Consider the following 18641-nt stretch of genomic DNA (forward strand, 5'->3'; position numbering starts at 1 on the left):
TCGTCAGCGCGTCAGAAGCGCTCCAGCGCCTGCCGGTCATGGATCTCGATGACGCGGCCCTTGACGGTGACGCCGGAGCGGCGAAGGGCCGAGAAGGCGCGAGACAGTGCCTCGGGCGCCAGGCCCAACTTGCCGGCCAGCACATTCTTCTGGAAGGGCAGGCGGAAGGAAAAGTTGGTGATGCCATCGGGGCAATTGCCGAGGATATAGCTCGCGACCCGCTGCGGTGCCGTGAGCAGCCGGTCTTCGGCCAGGCAATCCTCCGCCATTTGCGCGTGCCGGCACAAAAGCTGCATAAGTGCGTCGGCGATCTCGGGCGTCTGTTCGGCCAGCTTGCGAAGCCTGCGGCTGTCGATGCGCGCAAGCATCGTCGTCTCGATCGCCTGGGCGTTGGCGGTGGCGCGGTTGCCAAGGAACATGGCGCTTTCGCCGAACAGTTCGCCTTTCGGGAAGACGGCGATATCCGCCTCGCGCCCGTCCTTGCCCAGCCGGTAGAGCCGCACCAGACCGGAGAGGACCAAGAAGACTTGATCCAGTGCCTCGCCCTGGCCAAAGAGGATGTCGTGCTCCTCGTGTGTGGAAACCACGACATCATCGAGAATGGCGCTCGACGCCGCCGCCGGCAGCTTTTCGAAAAAGCAGGAGCGGAGCAGCACTGCCCTGTCGTTCGAGTTCAATCGCAACGTCTTCATCGTACCCGTCCTGAGTAAAATCCAGTGCTAGGGTAGAGGGCTTTGCAGATCTTGGTTTGACCTCGATCAAATAGAAATCACAAAAAGCCCGCGCTTGCAGGGCGCGGGCTTGCTTTAGAATTGTGGCCGCCCCGGGCGGAGAGCCTCTTCGGCGATGACCTACTCGGCAGCGAGCGCCGGGTGGTTGATGACCTTGCCGCCGGACCGTCCCTTGGTCTGGTCCGTTTCCAGCGTCTTCAGCCGGTCCTCCAGGCCTTCGATCGTCTTGCCTTGCTCGTGCACCAGATCCGTGAGGGCCTCGCGGTCGAGCGGCAGGTTTTCCTCGTCCTTCTTGCCGACGAAGCGGCCGAAGATGCGGGCGAGCAGTCGCGAGAGGTCGTCCATGATCAGGAAGAACGACGGCACGATCACGAGGCTTAACACCGTCGAGACGATGATGCCGCCGATCACGGCGATCGCCATCGGGGCGCGGAACGAACCGCCTTCGCCGACGCCGAGTGCGGAGGGCAGCATGCCCGCCGACATGGCGATCGAGGTCATGATGATCGGGCGGGCGCGCTTGCGGCCGGCCTCGATCATGGCGACCTGCCGGTCCATGCCGTGATGCATCATCTCGATACCGAAGTCGACGAGCAGGATGGCGTTCTTCGTGACGATACCCATCAGCATCAGGATGCCGATCAGAACCGGCATGGATAGCGCGTTCTGTGTCAGGATCAGCGCGGCCGCCACGCCGCCGATTGCGAGCGGCAGCGAGAACAAGATGGTGAAGGGCTGGATCACGTCCTTGAACAAGAGGATCAGCACCACCAGCACCAGCATCAGGCCGAGCAGCATGGCGTTGCCGAAGCTCTGCTGCATTTCCGCCTGCACCTCGGCGTCGCCGCTTTCGAGGAACTGCACGGACTTCGGCAGATCGGCCTGGCCGGCGATCTGCTTGAAGCGCTCCGAGGCGGTGTTGAGCGCGACGCCGACCGGGAGGTCCGCGCCGAGCGATACGACGCGGTTGCGATCGTAGCGCTTGATCGAGCTCGGGCCTTCCGAATAGTTGATGTCGGCAACGCTCGACAGCGGCACGGTGGCGCCGGCGGCGGTCGTGATCTTCAGATTGCGGATCGCGGCGATATCCGTGCGGAAGTCGCGGTTGATCTGCACGCGGATCGGGATCAGCCGCCCGTCGAGGGCAATCTTGGTCAGCGCCGCGTCGATATCGCCGATGGTGGCGACACGGATCACCTCGGAGATCTGCGCGGTGGTGATGCCGAGGCGCGACATCTGCTCGTCCCGCGGACGGATCTGCAGTTCCGGACGGGGAAGGGCGCCATCCGGGCTGACATTGGCCAGCAACGAGTCGCTCCTCAACTTGCCTTCCAGCGTCGCCACCGCCTGGTCGAGATCGGCCTCGTTGTTGGAGAGCAGGTTGAAGGAGAGGTCGCGCTCACCGCGGTCGTTGAGCTTGATCACCCGCACATCCGGAATGTCACGGACGCGAGCGAAGATTTCCTTCTCGATCTGCGACTGCGGGATGATGCGGCCGGCAGGCGGCATCTTCGGCAGGTACGCGCCGATCACCGGCGTGCGGCCGATGACGTCATTGACGATCTTGTTGACGAGCGACTGGTCGAGCTTCTTGAGAAGCACCGTCACCGTCGCGCGGCGCAGTTCCAGGTCGCCCTTCGGCGAGGCACCGCCGAGTACGAAGATGTTGTCGACGCCTTCGATATCCTTGATCCGATCGTAGATCTCGGTGGTGGTGCGGTCCGTGTCCTCGAGCATGGCGTCCGGCGGCAGCTCGATCGACAGGCTGACGCGCGAGGCGTCTTCCGGCGGCAGGAAGCTGCCGGGCACGAAGAGGACGAGCGCGAAGACAGACCCGACCGAGAAGACGATTGCCGCAAGCAGCGTCAGGTAGCGGGTGTACCAGTGCTTCGTCGTGGCGACCACGAGGCGCGTATAGTTGCGCATCATGAAGCCGTCCCGGTCATGATGATCACTGCCGGCGTCCGACGGGCGCATCAGATAGGCGGCCATGACCGGCGTGATCAGACGCGCGACGAGCAGCGAGAAGAATACCGCCACGGCGACCGTCAGACCGAACTGGATGAAGTACTGGCCAGGAATGCCCGGCATGAAGGATACGGGCACGAAGACCGCGATGATGGTGAAGGTCGTCGCGATAACGGCAAGGCCGATCTCGTCCGCCGCTTCGATCGAGGCGCGATAGGGCGATTTGCCCATATGGATGTGCCGCTCGATGTTCTCGATCTCGACGATCGCATCGTCGACGAGAATACCGGTTGCGAGCGTCATCGCCAGGAAGCTGACGAGGTTCAGCGAGAAGCCGAGCAGGTCCATGACCCAAAAGGTCGGGATCGCCGATAGCGGCAGGGCCACGGCGGAAATCAGCGTTGCCCGCCAGTTGCGCAGGAAGAGCATGACGACGATGACGGCAAGCAGCGCGCCTTCCATCAGCGTGTGCAGCGCCGCCTCGTAGTTGCCGTAGGTGAAGTAGACGGAATCGTCGACCATCTCGATGGTGACGTCGGGGTTGGCCGCGCGGATCTTTTCGAGCGACTTTGCGACCGTCTCGGCGACGCTGACTTCCGAGGCGCCCTTCGCCCGGAAGACCGCGAAGGTCACGCCAGGGTTGCCGTTGAAGCGCGAGAAGGAACGCGGTTCCTCATAGGTATCGGTGACCGTGCCGAGATCGGACAGGCGCACGAAGCGGCCGCTCGGCACCGAGATCATCGTGTTGGCGAGTTGCTCGACATTGCGGGTATCGCCCAGCGTACGGATCGCCTGTTCGCTGCCGCCGACCTGGCCACGGCCGGAACCGAGGTCCATGTTCATGCGGCGCAGCTGGCCGTTGACGTCGGCGGCGGTGATGCCGAGCGAATTCAGCTTGTCTTCGTTGAGTTCGACCCGGACTTCGCGGTCGGCGCCGCCGTAACGGTCGACGCGGCCGATGCCCTTCTTGCCCTGGATCTCACGCTTGATGACGTCGTCGACGAACCAGGAGAGTTCTTCGAGCGACATGCCCGGCGCGGACACGGAGAAGGTCTGGATCGCCTGGCCTTCGACGTCGACCTTGGAGACGATCGGTTCTTCGATCGAGGTCGGCAGGTCGCTGCGGATACGGTCGATCGCGTCCTTGACGTCCTGCACCGCCTGGGCCGTAGGCACCTCCATGCGGAAAATGACGGCGGTGGTCGAGGTACCGTCGTTGATCGTCGACTGGATATGATCGACGCCGGTGACGCTTGCGACCGCGTCCTCGACTTCCTTGGTGACCTGGGTTTCGAGCTCGGCCGGAGAGGCGCCGCTCTGCGTCACGTTGATCGAGACGATCGGGACGTCAATATTGGGGAAGCGGGTGATCGGCAACGACACGAAGGACTGGTAGCCCAGCACCATCAGGACGACGAAGAAGAGGATCGGAGCGATCGGATTGCGTATGGACCAGGCTGAGAAGTTCATGGTCACGGTTCCTGTCAGTTGGTCGCTGATGCGGCGGACTTGACGGGGTTGATGCGGTCACCGTCGCGGACATAGGCGCCGGCTCTCGCTACCACTTCCTCCCCGGCCTTCAGGCCCTCGAGGACTTCGATAAACTTGCCGTCGGAAATCCCTGTCTTGACCGGCAGGATGCGGATGACGCCGTTTTCGACCTTGCGGACGATGGTGCGGCCGTTCTCATTGGTAACGGCCGTTTGCGGCAGGACCACCGTCTGCTTCTGTTCGGCGGTGATCAGCGCGCTCGCATACATGCCGGCGCGTGCCTTCTCGGTGTCCATTAGGCTGATGAAGACGGTGCCGAGGCGGCTGACGGGATCGACCGTCGGAGCGATCAGGCGGATCTTGCCTTCGACCTTGGTGTTGCCGCCGGCAAGCGTCACGATGGCCGGCTGGCCGACGGCGAGCTTGATGATATCGGCTTCGGCGACGTCGGCTTTCATCTCGATGGCACCGTCGCGGATCATGGCGAAGAGCGGGTCGCTGTTACCGGTGGCGATCGCGCCGACCTTGGCATTCTTGGCCGAGATGACACCTGCGACCGGTGCCTTGACCTCGGTTCGGGCGAGGCGCAGGTCGATGTCGTCGATTTGCGCTTCAGCGACCTTGATGTCGGCACTGGCCACGGCAACGGCCTGTTCGGCCGAAAGCACACGGGCATGCGTCGCGATCGCGAGCGCCCGGACGCGATCGGCCTCGGCCGTCGAGACGGTGCCGTTCTTGGAGAGTTCGGCCGCACGGTCGCTGACGCGCTTGGCTTCGTCGTTGTTAGCCTTGGTTTCGCTGAGCTGGGCGCTCAACTGGGCAAGCCCGGCCTCGGCCTTGGCAAGCGAGGCTTCGAGTTCGCTTTTTTGCAGGCGAAGCGCGTCGTCGTTGAGGACCACGAGAACACTGCCGGCTTCAACCGTGTCGCCGACATCGACATTGAGCGTGCGGATGGAGAGGCCGTCGACCATCGGGGCGACATAGACCTGCTCGACGGCCTGGATGGTGCCGGTCGCGACCACCCGGTCGCTGATCGACTGGTCGACCGCGGTCGTCACGACGATGGAGGGCAAGCTCGGTGCTGGTTTCGGTTGCGCTGCTTCCTCCGCCCGGGCGAAGGAAAGCGAACCAAGGGTCATCGCAGCGCACACGCTGAGGACAGGCAATACTTTTTGAGCCATCGGCTTCACAGTCCCGGCAATGGAAACAATATCGAGCGGATCTCCGCTTGATGCAGGATCCACGGGCAATCAGGCTATTTTACCGCACCGCCACAAGGTCCCGGCAAAGTGCTCGGGAACAGGAGATGGCGTATTCCTCACTTCGCGCTCCGCGTGCACGGTATCAGACCGTAGACGCGGGCGGAACTGGGACCGGTTACCGCAGGCAAGGCACTGGAAAAAAGACTTCCTCCGTCATGCCTGCCTCCAACAAACATCGTGGCCTATGTAATCTCGGCCTTCGACGCTTACAAGGGTGCACGAAGCGATGGTGCCTCAATATTCCGTTCGTTCTGCGGTTATGGTTGCGATCTTGACACGATCTTGACAATGGCAAGCAAAGGTAGCGCCGTTGTTCGCCGGATTACCACCCCCACGCCCGGTACCCGGCAGCAGCTTGGCGGATGCGAACGACCGCTAAGAAAACGGAAGAGGGCCGCACGATACTGAGCCGTGCGACCCTCTTTTGCGTTGCGGAGACAGGCCTATTTCAGCGCGGCGTCGGTGATCTCATGTGTCCAGGCGCCCTCGGGCTCCTTGGAAATCACGGGATCGGAACCACCCGAAAGCAGCGACTGCACGGTGCGTTTGTAGTCTGCTTCGTCGAGCGAGCCGTTGGAGCCGGCGGTGAGCTTTGCCACTTCGCTCATCATGCGCTTCTGGTGCTTCTCCGTCTGGGCGCCGGTGGAATCGTTTTCAAGAACGATATCGGCGGCCTCATCCGGGTTCTGCTCGGCATATTTCCAGCCCTTCATCGAGGCACGCACGAACTTGACCATCTTGTCCTTGAAGGCGGGATCCTTGAGTTTGTCCTCAAGTACGTACAGGCCGTCTTCGAGCGTCGCCACGCCCTGGTCTTCATACTTGAAGGTCACCAGGTCGTCCGTCTTGATGCCGGCATCGATGACCTGCCAGTACTCGTTATAGGTCATGGTGGAGATGCAGGCGGCCTGCTTCTGGATCAGCGGGTCGACGTTGAAGCCCTGTTTCAGGACGGTCACGCCGTTCGGGCCGCCGTCGGTCGGGATCTTCAGGTGCGCCATCCAGGAGAGGAACGGATACTCGTTGCCGAAGAACCACACGCCAAGCGTCTGACCCTTGAACTTGTCCGGGCTGGTGACGCCGGTTTCCTTCAGGCAGGTCAGCATCATGCCGGATTTCTTGAACGGCTGGGCAATGTTGACGAGCGGCACGCCCTTTTCGCGGGTGGCAAGGGCCGACGGCATCCAGTCGACGATAACGTCGGCGCCGCCGCCGGCGATCACCTGGGCCGGGGCGATGTCCGGACCGCCGGGCTTGATGTCGACGTCGAGGCCTTCTTCTTCGTAGAAGCCTTTGTCCTTGGCGACGTAGTAGCCGGCAAACTGCGCCTGGGTCACCCACTTCAGCTGCAGCGTCACCTTTTCGGCAGCTTCAGCCTGGAACGCTGCGAGCGAAAAGACGCCTGCGGCGAGAAGCGATGCAAGTCTTTTGTTCATGTCAGTTCCCTCTTGTTTTTACTTCGTTTTATTTAAGTTCTTCAAGCAGGCTCAGGCGCGCCCTCCGCGAATGGAGGGATGCCAGAAGGTGACGGCGCGCTCGATGAGTGCGACCACGCCGTAGAAGGCGGAACCGGCGACCGCCGCAACGGCGATCTCGGCCCAGACCATGTCGACATTCATGCGTCCCACTTCCGTGGAAATCCGGAACCCCATGCCGACGATGGGGGTCCCGAAGAACTCGGCGACGATGGCGCCGATCAGCGCCAGCGTCGAATTGATCTTGAGCGCGGTGAAGATGAACGGCCAGGCGGCCGGCAGGCGTAATTTGACCAGCGTCTGCCACCAGGAGGCGGCGTAGGTGCGCATCAGGTCGCGTTCCATGTGGCTGGCGGCGGCAAGGCCGGCAACCGTGTTCACCAGCATCGGGAAGAAGGTCATGATGACGACGACGGCGACCTTCGACTGCCAGTCGAAGCCGAACCACATGACCATGATCGGGGCTACTCCGATGACGGGAAGGGCCGAGACGAAATTGCCGAGTGGCAGAAGGCCTTTCTGCAGGAAGGGCGAACGGTCGATCAGGATCGCAACGGCGAAGCCGAGGCCGCAGCCGAGCGCATAGCCGATCAACACTGCCTTCAGGAAGGTCTGGCGGAAATCGGCCCCAAGCGTCGGCAGCGAATTGATCAGCTTTTGCCAGATCATCGAGGGTGCCGGCAAAAGCACGGAGGGGACCTGGAAGCCGCGGACGATGCCTTCCCAGAGAACCAGGATAGTGATGCCGAAGATTACCGGCACGGCGAAGCGGGCGGCGCTGTTTGCGGCCGCGCTCTGGAAGTTCTGGCGCACCAGCCATTCGTTGAAGGCCCAGGCGGCGAGCCAGAAGATGATCGCGGCGGCAAGGACGGGAAGGTTCATGGCTTGGCTCCCATGCGCTTCAGGACGGCGGTGTGGGCAAAGCCGACGATCATGACGAGAACGGCCGCAAGGGCTGCCGCCATGAAGAGAGCGGCCCAGATCTGCACCGTCTGGCCATAGTAGGAGCCGGCCAGCAGCCGGGCACCAAGACCTGCGACCGCACCGGTCGGCAATTCGCCGACGATGGCGCCGACCAGCGAGATGGCGACGGCAACCTTCAGCGAGGTGAAGAGGTAGGGCATCGACGACGGCCAGCGCAGCTTCCAGAAGGTCTGCGACGGGGAGGCATTGTAGGTGTGCATCAGGTCGAGCTGGATCGTCTCCGGGCTGCGCAGGCCCTTCACCATGCCGACGACGACCGGGAAGAAGGAGAGATAGGTTGAGATCAGTGCCTTCGGCAAAAGTCCGGAAATGCCGATGGCGTTCAAGACGACGATGATCATCGGCGCAATCGCGAGGATCGGGATCGTCTGGCTGGCGATGACCCAGGGCATCAGCGAGCGGTCCATGGCGCGGTTGTGCACGATGCCGACTGCCAGGAGGATGCCGAGGGCCGCGCCGATGCCGAAGCCGAGAAGGGTCGCCGAAAGCGTGATCCAGGCGTGGTAGACGAGGCTGCGCTTCGAGGTGATTGCCTTGTTGAAGGTGGTGTCCCAGATCTCGGCGATCACCTGGTGCGGTGCCGGCAGTACCGGACGTTCCTGCGCCATGGTGTTGCGCACGATCTCAGAGAAGCTGATCTCGGTGCCGGCGCGGGCTGCCGTATCACGCTCGAAGGGGGCGTTGAGGAAGACGACCGCGACATACCAGATGGCGATCAGCAGCAGGACGACGGTGCCGACCGGCACCAACTTGTCCCTGAAGAAACTTGGTTCCTGCATCGTCACGCCTTTCCGCTTGCGGGGAACAACATCAGGCCCATTGCGACGATGCCGAGAAGCACGCCGGCGGCCTGCGTGAGGCTCAATCGTTCGCCGAACACGGTGAAGGCGATGACATTGACCATAACGAGCTGCACGATCGCCGACAGCGAAATTGCCAGGCCGAGGCCGCCCTCGCGCATGAGCTTCACCATGATGATGTTGCCGATCACGTAGAGCCCGAGTGCGAGCAAGAGCATGCCGAGGTGGTTGTTGGAGACATAGGCGCGCGAGGCGGTCGCGCCACCGAGGAAGATCGTCGTTGCCAAGAGCATCCAGAGGCCGAAGGTAAGGTTCATGCCCGCACCTCTCTGCCGCGCCAGCGATAGAGGATATCCGGCAGTTGCTCCTCGTTGTCGCCGTCGGTCCGCCGCACAGCCTCGAAGCCCTGGTGCTCGTAGAAGCGCTGGGCATCACGATTGTGTTCGAAGGTCCATAGGCTCAATTCATCCGGTGACATCGCCTTGGCGGTGTCGATCAGCCGGGCGCCAATGCCTGCGCCACGATGCCACTCATCGATGTAAAGCGCGGTGACGTGGTGGTCGTCAGAGAGGGAAAGGAAGCCGGCGATCTCGCCGTCGTCCTCTGCCAAGAGCACGATGCGTTCGGCAAAGACGGTCTCGGCATAATAGCGTTCGACATCGGCATGCTCGTGCACCCGCGGCATCCAGGCCGTCGCGTCGATCCAGCGGTTGAGAATGCCGGCGCAGGCGGCCATGTCGGTCTGTTCGGCCCGGCGGATGCCGATGCTATTCGTCATAGCTGTGTCCCGCGCGCAGGCCTTCGCGGACGCGATGGGCGATTTCGAGGAACTCGGGCGTTTCGCGAATGCCGAGCGGCCGTTCGCGCGGCAGCGGCGATTCGATCACATCGGTGACGCGGCCGGGGCGGGGGCTCATCACCACGATCTTGGTGGAGAGGTAGACAGCTTCAGGGATCGAATGGGTGACGAAGCAGATCGTCTTGTTGGTGCGGGCCCAGAGCTTCAAGAGCTGTTCGTTGAGGTGGTCGCGAACGATCTCGTCGAGCGCGCCGAAGGGCTCGTCCATCAGAAGCAGGTCGGCATCAAACGCCAGTGCGCGGGCGATGGAGGCGCGCTGCTGCATACCACCGGAGAGCTGCCAGGGATATTTCTTGCCGAAGCCGGAGAGGTTGACGAGGTCGAGCGTGCGCTCGATGCGGGCCTTCTTCTCTTCCTTCGAATAGCCCATGATCTCCAACGGTAGAGCGATGTTGTTTTCGATGGTGCGCCAGGGATAGAGCGCTGCGGCCTGGAAGACGTAGCCATAGGCGCGCTTGTTGCGCGCTTGCTCAGGCGTCATGCCGTTGACGCTGATCGTGCCGGAGGTCGCTTTTTCCAGATCGGCGATCACGCGCAAGAAGGTCGTCTTGCCGCAGCCGGAAGGACCGATGAAGGAAACGAAGTCACCCTTGGCGACATCCAGGTTGACGCCGGTCAGTGCATGCACCGGGCCATCGGCGGTTTCGAAAGTCAGGCAGAGGTCCCGGGCCGAAACCACGGATGCGGTATTGGACGTCATCGGCGAATACTCATTCTGGCTGGTCTGTGTCAGACTGCTATCCGGACCGGCAACATGCAATCGCGGATTTGGGTGCGAAGCCGTTTGTTGCTGGTTTTTCAGGGAATTCTGGAGAACGCTCATGTCTCGATCATCCAATCCGGGCTGTCGCGTGGTTCGTCCTGAAGGCGCCGTGGCCGGCCAGCAGGGGCTCAACTATTTCGAGGGCATTACAGCGGAGACCGTCGGGGCAACCGGGCTCTGCATGCACATCGTCACGATCCCGCCCGGTGCGCGCGCCAAGGCGCATCTGCATGAGAGCCACGAGACGGCGATCTACGTACTTTCCGGGGAGGCCTGGACCTGGTTTGGCGAGAGGCTTGAGGAGCACGTCGTCGCTAGGGCCGGTGAGATGGTCTACATCCCCGCCGGCATGCCGCATCTGCCGGAGAACCGCTCGAACGCGCCCTGTTCGGCCGTCATCGCGCGCACGGATCCGAACCAGCGCGAAAGCCTCGTGCTGCTGCCCGAGCTCGATCAGTTCGTGCCCGCCTGACGCCGCCCGCGCCGAACTGCCCCGCCATAGTGGTGGGACATGTCCGGTGGGACAGAGCGGCGCGAAGACGTGCAAGCCGCGAAACATGAGGCCTCAAACGCCCGTGGCCGGAATGCCGGTGCGCTGGACGGCGCGGGGGGCGGTGACTTCCTTCCAGTTGGAAAGGGCTGAGCTGACCGCCGGGAAGGGATCGCGGCGGACGAATTCGCCATGGCCTTCGCGGGTCTTGACCGTGCCTTCCTCGATCGCGACGACGCCGCGGGTAAGGGTAAAGCGCGGCAGGCCCTTGACCTCCTTGCCCTCGAAGACGTTGTAGTCGATCGCCGACTGCTGGCTCTTAGCGGAGATCGTCTTGGTGCGCTTCGGATCCCAGACGACGAGATCGGCATCGGCGCCGACGAGGATCGCGCCCTTCTTCGGGTAGATGTTGAGGATCTTGGCGATGTTGGTCGAGGTCACGGCCACGAACTCGTTCATGGTGATGCGGCCGGTGTTGACGCCATGGGTCCACAGCATCGGCATGCGGTCTTCAAGGCCGCCGGTGCCGTTCGGGATCTTGGTGAAATCGCCGACGCCGAAGCGCTTCTGGTCGGACGTGAAAGCGCAGTGGTCGGTCGCCACCACCTGCAGCGAGCCCGAGGCAAGGCCGGCCCAGAGACTGTCCTGATGCAGCTTGTTGCGGAACGGCGGCGACATCACGCGGCGGGCCGCATGGTCCCAGTCCTTGTTGAAATACTCGGTTTCATCGAGCGTCAGATGCTGGATCAACGGTTCGCCGAAGACGCGCATGCCCTTGGAGCGGGCCCGGCGGATCGCCTCGTGCGCCTGTTCGCAAGAGGTGTGCACGATGTAGACCGGGCATCCGGCCATGTCGGCGATCATGATCGCGCGGTTGGTCGCTTCGCCTTCGACCTCGGCCGGGCGCGAATAGGCGTGCGCTTCCGGCCCGTTGTTGCCCTCGGCAAGCAGCTTTGCCTGCAGCTGGGCGACGACGTCGCCGTTTTCGGCGTGCACCAAGGGCAGCGCACCTAGTGCTGCGCAGCGCTGGAAGGACGAGAACATCTCGTCGTCATCCACCATCAGGGCGCCCTTATAGGCCATGAAGTGCTTGAAGGTGTTGATGCCCTTGTCCTTGACGATGGTCTCCATCTCGTTGAAGACCTGCTCGCTCCACCAGGTGATCGCCATGTGGAAGGAATAGTCGCAGTTGGCGCGGGTGGACTTGTTGTCCCACATCGTGAGCGCTTCGAGCAGCGACTGGTTGGGCGAGGGCAGTGCAAAGTCGACCACCATGGTCGTGCCGCCGGCAAGGGCTGCCCGCGTGCCGCTTTCGAAGTCGTCCGAGGAATAGGTGCCCATGAAGGGCATTTCGAGATGGGTATGCGGGTCGATGCCGCCGGGCATGATGTAACAGCCGCTCGCATCGAGCGTTTCGTCGCCCGACAGGTTCGGGCCGATCTCGACGATCTTTCCGCCCTCGATCTTGACGTCCGCCTTGTAGGTCAGGTCGGCCGTGACGATGGTTCCACCCTTGATGACAGTGCTCATGATTGTTCCTCGCGATTGCGCTTCCGGCGGCCAGGCAACCGCCACGAAAAAGGGCGGAACTTTCGTCCCGCCCGCAAACTCATTCGACGATTTCGGCCGTTTCGACGACGGCGTGGAAGAGGACGTCGGCGCCGGCGCTGGCCCACTCCCTGGAGATGTCCTCCGCCTCGTTGTGGCTGAGGCCACCGACGCAGGGGCACATGATCATCGTCGTCGGCGCCACCTTGGCGGCCCAGCAGGCATCATGCCCGGCGCCCGAGATGAGGTTCATGTGGCTGTAGCCGAGATGCTCGGCGGCGTTACGCACGGCGCTGACGAGCTTTGGATCGAAGGTGACCGGCTCGAAATGGCCGATCGCCTCGATGGAACAGCCGACGCCAAGCGCGTCAGTGATCTTCGGTGCCTCGGCCTCGATCTTTGCCCGCATGCGGTCGAGCTTGGCCTTGTCCGGCGAGCGGATGTCGACGGTGAAGACCACCTTGCCCGGCAGCACGTTGCGGGAATTGGGCGAGAAGAACACCTGGCCGACGCCGCCGACGGCGCCCGGCTGGTTTTCCATCGCGACGCCCTGGACCATTTCCAGAATGCGGGCCATGGCAAGGCCGGCGTTAACGCGCATGTTCATCGGGGTCGAGCCCGTATGGGCTTCGCGGCCGGTCAGCGTGAACTCCAGCCACCACAGGCCCTGACAGTGGGTGACGACGCCGATGTCCTTGCCCTCGGCTTCGAGGATCGGGCCCTGCTCGATATGGTACTCGAAATAGGCGTGCATCTTGCGGGCGCCGACTTCCTCGTCGCCGACCCAGCCGATGCGTTTCAGTTCGTCGCCAAAGGTCTTTCCTTCGGGATCCTTGCGGCCATAGGCGAAATCCTGACTGTGCACGCCGGCAAAGACGCCCGATGCGAGCATGGCCGGCGCGAAGCGCGCGCCTTCCTCGTTGGTCCAGTTGGTGACCACGATCGGATGTTTGGTCTTGATGCCTAGGTCGTTCATCGAGCGTACGACCTCGAGGCCTGAGAGCACACCGAGCACGCCGTCATACTTGCCGCCGGTCGGCTGGGTATCGAGATGCGAGCCGATATAGACGGGCAGCGCATCCGGGTCGGTGCCGGGCCTTGTGAAGAACATATTGCCCATGGTGTCGACGCCCATGGTGAGGCCGGCCTTTTCGCACCAGGACTGGAACAGCCGGCGCCCTTCGGCGTCCTCGTCGGTCAGCGTCTGGCGGTTGTTGCCGCCCGCGACACCAGGGCCGATCTTGGCCATTTCCATAAGTGAATCCCACAGGCGGTCGGCATTGACGCGCATGTTCTCGCCAGGTGCAGCCACGGCGGTCTCCTCATCTTTTCAGGGCTTTGCCTTGATCGGCGCGCCCTCATGTTCCCGTGGTCAAATCCAGGCTTGGTTTTTTCTGGTGCCCTTCGATCAGCCGTTGCCTTTGGCGGTGAACTGGCTGATAATTTGACCGGTTGGTAAACATTACAACTTCCGTTGCGGCACTCAAGCCGGAAAAACAAAAAAACGAAGTTGTTGCCCAATAAGATGGCGGGGCCGGAAATTGGGCAGCCGGTTCCTGCGCGACGAGCTGCGCAGGCATGGCCAGGGGGACATATGGTATTACCGAGAGCGGCCAGGACCCAGAGGCGGACCCGCATACAAGGGGAGAAGGAAGAGCGCATTCTCGAGGCCGCGCTCGAAGTCTTCTCCGCCAACGGTTTCCGCGGCTCGACGGTCGATCAGATCGCCGAAGTGGCGGGCATGTCGAAACCCAATTTGCTCTATTATTTCCGCACCAAGGAAGCGATGCACCGGGCGCTGATCGACCGGGTGCTCGACACCTGGCTCGACCCCTTGCGAGAATTCAACGCCGAGGGGAACCCGGTCGCCGAAATCCGCAGCTATATTCGGCGCAAGCTGGAAATGGCCCGTGACTATCCGCGCGAAAGCCGGCTCTTCGCCAACGAGGTGCTGCAGGGCGCGCCGCATATCGAGGACGAGCTCAAGGGGCCCTTGAAGTCGCTGGTCGACGAGAAGGCCGAGGTAATCCGGGCCTGGGCCAAGGCCGGCAAGATCGCCAAATGCGATCCCTATCACCTGATCTTCGCGATCTGGTCCACCACCCAGCACTACGCCGACTTCGACGTGCAGGTGCGCGCCGTGCTCGGCCAGGGAAACGCCGGGGACGGGCGCTTTGAGGATGCGGCACGCTTCCTGGAACGGCTCTTCGTCGACGGGCTGCAGGTGAGCGAGCAGCCGGCGGCTTGAGCCGCATTTCAATCTGGCAGCAGCGCCATCAGCAGCAGGCCGCAGGCCGTGGTCAGCGCGCCGGCAAGCACCGGCAGGCTGGTCCAGCCATGACCGAGCAGACCTTCGAGCAGGATGATGAAGCTCGGCGTCAGATAGCCGTAGCCAAGCACTTTCGATGCGGGTAGCCGCATCGAGGCGTATTGCAGGAGCAGGAAGGTGATCGCCGTGGTCACAACGGCCAGATAGAGGACGGCGAGCCAGACGACCGGTGGCAGGCTGGCGAAATCGGCCGTGACGAGACCGGCCGCGCCCGGTACCAGCAGCCAGGGCACGGTGAAGACAGCCACCCAGAAGCCGAAGGCGAATGGACTTTCCTCTCGGCCGAACTTGCGGATCAGCGGCACATAGACCGCGTGGCAGACGACGCCGACGAAGAAGATCAATTCGCCCTGGCCGACGTCGAAGGCAAGGATCGCGCCGACATCGGCGCGAAAGATCACCCAGACGGCGCCAAGGGCAGCGATGATGAGCCCGGCGAGCACGCCCGGGCGCGTATGCTGACCGAGCAACACAAACGCGAAGCCGGCGCTCAAGAGCGGCATCAGCGTGAAGACCGCGCCTGTCGAAACAGGGCTGGTGAACTCCAGCGCCTTGAACATCGTCAGCATGTAGACGGCGATCAACCCGCCGAGGATCACGAAACGCCACGCTTGCTTGGGAAAGCGAAAGGGAACGCGCGCATAGCCGAAGGTGAGCAGGCCAAGGACCACGACGGTCAACAGATAGCGCCAGAGCGTCAGCGGCCCGGCGCCCATATGTTGGGTGGCAAGGCCGCCGAAGGAAAAGGAGCCTGCGATCAGGACGGCGAAGGTCATCATCGCCAGGTGCGCCTTCAGCTTCTCGGCGCCCTTCGCATGAACCTGGTGCGCGGTTTTCGGGGAGACGTCCTGTTTCATGCGGGCTTCCGGATTGGATCGGCGGCGAGGGCGGGAAGGATCTCGACTACTAGATCATTTCAGCGCTTCATTGAAACCGTGAAAAGATCCAAAGCCTTGAAGGTATGCAACTTCGGGCGTAAAAACTGTTTCACGCTTTCAAGGGGTTGCACTACGCGTTTGACGGTGCCGGTTGCAAGGCCGTGGAGATACCGGCGGCATCCCCGACGATCCAGGTTTCGAGCGTCGCCTGCCGGCCGCGCAGGCCGATGTCCAGCCGCTCATGCCCTTCGATCACCAGGCCCGCGCGGTTGACGAGCTCGGCCGAGACGGCCAATTGTACGTCGTGTTCCTTGGCGAGGCCTTCCAGACGGCTCGCCGTGTTGATCGTATCGCCGACCGCCGTCAGCGATGTGGCCTGGCCGTAGCCGATCTCGCCGATGATCGCCGGGCCGGCGTGCAGGCCCATGGCGATGCGCAGCGGCTCGTCGAGTTCGCCGCGGAAGGTCTGGTTCAGCGTCTCGAGGCCCTTGGATATGCGCACGGCGGCGGCAAGCGACTGCCGGCAGGCCTCCGTGTAGGTGCTCTTCAGCCCGAAGATCGCCAATGCGCCGTCACCGATGAACTTGTCGATGACGCCGCCGGAATCCTCGACCGCTTCGCCCACCATCTCGAAGTAGCGGTTGAGCAGGAACACGGTGTCGAAAGGCAGCTTGTGTTCGGCAATGCTGGTGAAGCCGCGCAGGTCGCAGAAGAGCACGGCGATGCGCCGTTCGCGACCTTCGCCGCCCTCGCGGCCGATCTGCTTCTTGATGCCGAGGCTGTCGCTGTCGAGGATCGGCACGACGGTGACGTTATGGACAGGGCGAAACTGGCAGGCGAGGCGGACATTGTCGGGTGCGCCGATCCGGGTGAGTGTCGCGAGCTCCGCATCCTCGGGTGGCGGTTGGTCTTCAAGCCCCTGGATGATGCGTACCCGGCAGGTCGAGCATCGGCCACGGCCGCCGCAGACCGAGACGTGGGCGATGCCCGCGGCCCTGCTCGCCTCAAGCACGCTGAAGCCGAGATTGACGGTGGCCACCCGACCGTCGGGATAGCGCACGCGAATGCGCCCGCCCTTTGGCATGGCCCGCAGCAGGAACGTGCCGGCGATCAGGCCGCCGAAGCCGAAATAGAGGCCGAGCCGAATATCCTCGAGAAGCGTGAGGTCGAACTGAGGCTTCGAATAGGAACGGTCGCCGTAGCCGCCATGTTCGGCGTAACCGTCCTCGATCGAGCGGGCGCCGCTGACGAAGCCGAGCAGCGCGAAGATCGGCACGAGCATCGCGACCGTGTAGAGCAGGATTTCGTAACGCGGGAACCAGGCGCGGCCGCGCATCCAGAACCAGGCGCCGAGGCAGCCGTGGCCCCAGACGAGCAGCAGGGCGAGCGATTGTCTCGTGGCATTGACGGAATTCGACCAGAGCATGCGGAGCATGTCCGGATAATCCGCGTCGACCCCGGTAAGAAGTGGCTCGACGCGTGCGGCCGTCACGTGGCCGATCAAAAGGAAAGGCAGGCTGAGGCCGAAGACGATCTTCAGCGCCTCGCGCGCCGGCATTCTGAGCGTCTGCCGACGATAGATGCTTTCGAGCGCCATGGCGAAATGCAGCAGCAGGGCGCCGTAGAGCAGCACCGTGCCGGGCAGGCTGTGCCAGATGAGATTGAAGCCTTTGCGGGCGGTTTCCATCGCTTCGACGGAGATCAGGCCGAGCGAGTGGTTGAAGAAATGCGCCAGAACGAACGTACCGAGTATGGCCCCGGAGACGAGGTGCATTCGCTTGCGTCGGTTGGCCGAAATGATCGTCAAGCAACAAGTCCGGCTCTGCCGGAGCGTCGTCCGGCTGCAGTGTCAAAACCTTTGGAGATCGCGTTGCGGCCATGATCGAGCCCGCGACGCACCCCGTATGAGTACTCCCTTATTATCCAGATCGTACGAGCCGACAACTTACCATTTTTACACAATCTGTTTCGTTTTCGTGTCCTGTTCGTTATCGGCGCAGCACGCTATTCATCCGAATCCGGCCGCAGGAACGCGCTCGGGTGCGGGCGGGATCCGCAGAGCCGGGCGAAGCGGCCGCCAAAGCCGACCATTATCCGCACGCCGCCGCCTTCGGAAGCAGGAATGCTCCGCGGATCATTGCATCATGGGGGCCAGTCGATCGGCCAGCGTGTCGATCATCAGCCGCAATTTCGGCGGCATGTATTGCGTGCGCGGCCACACGACATGGGCTGCGAAGGAGAGGGCGGGCACATCGGTAAGAATGCGGACGAGCCGTCCTGAGTCGATGTGGCTGCGCACCAGCCAGCACGGCAGCCATGCAAGGCCGAAGCCGTCTGCCGCCGCATCGGCGATCGAGGTCAGGTCGTCCAGTTTCAGCCGTGCCGGCGGCGTCACCTGCCGGGGTACCGCTCCCTTGACCGGGAAGGACCAGGAAAGCGCATCGCTGCTGCGCCGATAGAGGATCGCCTGATGGTGAAGAAGGTCATCGATGCTGCGCGGCGTGCCGTGCCGCTGCAGGTAGGCGGGGGAGGCGCAGACCGTCATGGGCTGGTCGGCAACCTTGCGCGCCATCACATCGGGTTCATCGGGCAGTGGACCTGTGCGAATGGCGAGATCGAAGCCGTCCTCGACAAGATCGACCCTGCGGTCGCTGAAATTGACGTCGAGTTCCAGGAGCGGGTGCTGACCCAGCAGTTCCGACAAGAGCGGCATGACGCATTGCCGTCCGAAAACCACGGGCAGGGACATGCGCAGCCGACCTCTGATCTCCTGCTTGCCCGATTCCAGCAGTGCCTCGCCGGCACGAATCTCACCAACGGCTCTGAGACAACTTTCATAATAGAGCTGGCCTTCGGCCGTCAGGCTCTGTGTGCGGGTCGTGCGATGGAAGAGCCGGACGCCAAGTCTTTGTTCGAGCTTGGCAATCGTCTTGCCGACAGCGGAGCGCGAGAGGTTCAGCCGTTCGGCCGCCGCTGAAAATCCACCAGCTTCGACCGCCTCGACGAAGATCGAAATGCCTCCCAACCGCTCCAAGATTGTCTCCTTTTAAGAACCAATATGGC

At 63.0% G+C, this 18641-nt stretch carries 16 protein-coding genes; 2 read left to right on the plus strand and 14 right to left on the minus strand.

Annotated elements, in window-relative coordinates; all coding sequences use genetic code 11:
- Positions 1-11 precede the first annotated feature (11 nt).
- The 9 genes from IB272_RS15715 to IB272_RS15755 all read right to left on the minus strand — a co-directional run bounded on the left by IB272_RS15715 (position 12) and on the right by IB272_RS15755 (position 10270).
- Complete coding sequence (locus IB272_RS15715) at positions 12-692, minus strand: Crp/Fnr family transcriptional regulator (RefSeq protein ID WP_192444559.1); 681 nt, start codon at positions 690-692, stop codon at positions 12-14.
- A gap of 159 nt (positions 693-851) precedes the next feature.
- Positions 852-4169, minus strand: coding sequence for an efflux RND transporter permease subunit (locus tag IB272_RS15720; protein ID WP_034794149.1), 3318 nt, complete (start codon positions 4167-4169; stop codon positions 852-854).
- Positions 4170-4183: 14 nt separating this feature from the next.
- Complete coding sequence (locus tag IB272_RS15725; protein WP_060582413.1) at positions 4184-5371, minus strand: efflux RND transporter periplasmic adaptor subunit; 1188 nt, start codon at positions 5369-5371, stop codon at positions 4184-4186.
- Positions 5372-5895: 524 nt separating this feature from the next.
- Positions 5896-6888, minus strand: coding sequence for an ABC transporter substrate-binding protein (locus tag IB272_RS15730; protein ID WP_034794145.1), 993 nt, complete (start codon positions 6886-6888; stop codon positions 5896-5898).
- A gap of 51 nt (positions 6889-6939) precedes the next feature.
- Positions 6940-7809: an ABC transporter permease gene (locus IB272_RS15735; protein ID WP_060518921.1), complete on the minus strand. Its 870-nt coding sequence runs from the start codon at positions 7807-7809 to the stop codon at positions 6940-6942.
- Positions 7806-8690: an ABC transporter permease gene (locus IB272_RS15740; RefSeq protein ID WP_034794141.1), complete on the minus strand. Its 885-nt coding sequence runs from the start codon at positions 8688-8690 to the stop codon at positions 7806-7808. Before IB272_RS15740 ends, IB272_RS15735 begins: the two co-directional genes overlap by 4 nt.
- A 2-nt stretch (positions 8691-8692) precedes the next feature.
- Positions 8693-9028: a hypothetical protein gene (locus IB272_RS15745; protein WP_060582414.1), complete on the minus strand. Its 336-nt coding sequence runs from the start codon at positions 9026-9028 to the stop codon at positions 8693-8695.
- Entirely contained in the window at positions 9025-9489 is a 465-nt protein-coding gene (locus IB272_RS15750; protein WP_060518919.1) for a GNAT family N-acetyltransferase, read from the minus strand. The genes IB272_RS15745 and IB272_RS15750 overlap by 4 nt, the downstream gene beginning before the upstream one ends.
- Positions 9479-10270: an ABC transporter ATP-binding protein gene (locus IB272_RS15755; RefSeq protein ID WP_034794266.1), complete on the minus strand. Its 792-nt coding sequence runs from the start codon at positions 10268-10270 to the stop codon at positions 9479-9481. The genes IB272_RS15750 and IB272_RS15755 overlap by 11 nt, the downstream gene beginning before the upstream one ends.
- A 121-nt stretch (positions 10271-10391) precedes the next feature.
- Here IB272_RS15755 and IB272_RS15760 point away from each other — a divergent pair, with 121 nt between their 5' ends.
- A complete protein-coding gene (locus tag IB272_RS15760) occupies positions 10392-10805 on the plus strand; it encodes a cupin domain-containing protein (protein WP_060582415.1) in 414 nt (137 codons plus the stop codon).
- Positions 10806-10898: 93 nt separating this feature from the next.
- Here the strand turns inward: IB272_RS15760 and hydA are convergent, their stop codons facing one another.
- Together hydA and IB272_RS15770 are read right to left on the minus strand one after the other, a co-directional pair.
- Positions 10899-12353: a dihydropyrimidinase gene (hydA, locus tag IB272_RS15765; protein ID WP_060582416.1), complete on the minus strand. Its 1455-nt coding sequence runs from the start codon at positions 12351-12353 to the stop codon at positions 10899-10901.
- Positions 12354-12432: 79 nt separating this feature from the next.
- The gene (locus tag IB272_RS15770) at positions 12433-13683 is read right to left on the minus strand and encodes a Zn-dependent hydrolase (protein WP_089045634.1); all 1251 of its coding nucleotides are present in this window, start codon (positions 13681-13683) and stop codon (positions 12433-12435) included.
- Positions 13684-13965: 282 nt separating this feature from the next.
- Between IB272_RS15770 and IB272_RS15775 the strand changes: the two genes are divergently transcribed.
- Positions 13966-14619 (plus strand): TetR family transcriptional regulator C-terminal domain-containing protein, encoded by a 654-nt coding sequence (locus IB272_RS15775; RefSeq protein WP_034794116.1) that lies wholly within the window; start codon positions 13966-13968, stop codon positions 14617-14619.
- A gap of 8 nt (positions 14620-14627) precedes the next feature.
- Here IB272_RS15775 and IB272_RS15780 read toward each other — a convergent pair whose 3' ends face one another.
- The 3 genes from IB272_RS15780 to IB272_RS15790 all read right to left on the minus strand — a co-directional run bounded on the left by IB272_RS15780 (position 14628) and on the right by IB272_RS15790 (position 18612).
- Entirely contained in the window at positions 14628-15557 is a 930-nt protein-coding gene (locus IB272_RS15780) for a DMT family transporter (protein WP_051659304.1), read from the minus strand.
- Positions 15558-15708: 151 nt separating this feature from the next.
- The gene (locus tag IB272_RS15785; protein ID WP_060518911.1) at positions 15709-17385 is read right to left on the minus strand and encodes an adenylate/guanylate cyclase domain-containing protein; all 1677 of its coding nucleotides are present in this window, start codon (positions 17383-17385) and stop codon (positions 15709-15711) included.
- Positions 17386-17712: 327 nt separating this feature from the next.
- Positions 17713-18612, minus strand: coding sequence for a LysR family transcriptional regulator (locus IB272_RS15790; RefSeq protein WP_034794112.1), 900 nt, complete (start codon positions 18610-18612; stop codon positions 17713-17715).
- Between the last annotated feature and the right edge of the window lie 29 nt (positions 18613-18641).

This window comes from Ensifer sp. ENS08, from assembly GCF_014852195.1.
GTDB lineage: Bacteria > Pseudomonadota > Alphaproteobacteria > Rhizobiales > Rhizobiaceae > Ensifer > Ensifer adhaerens.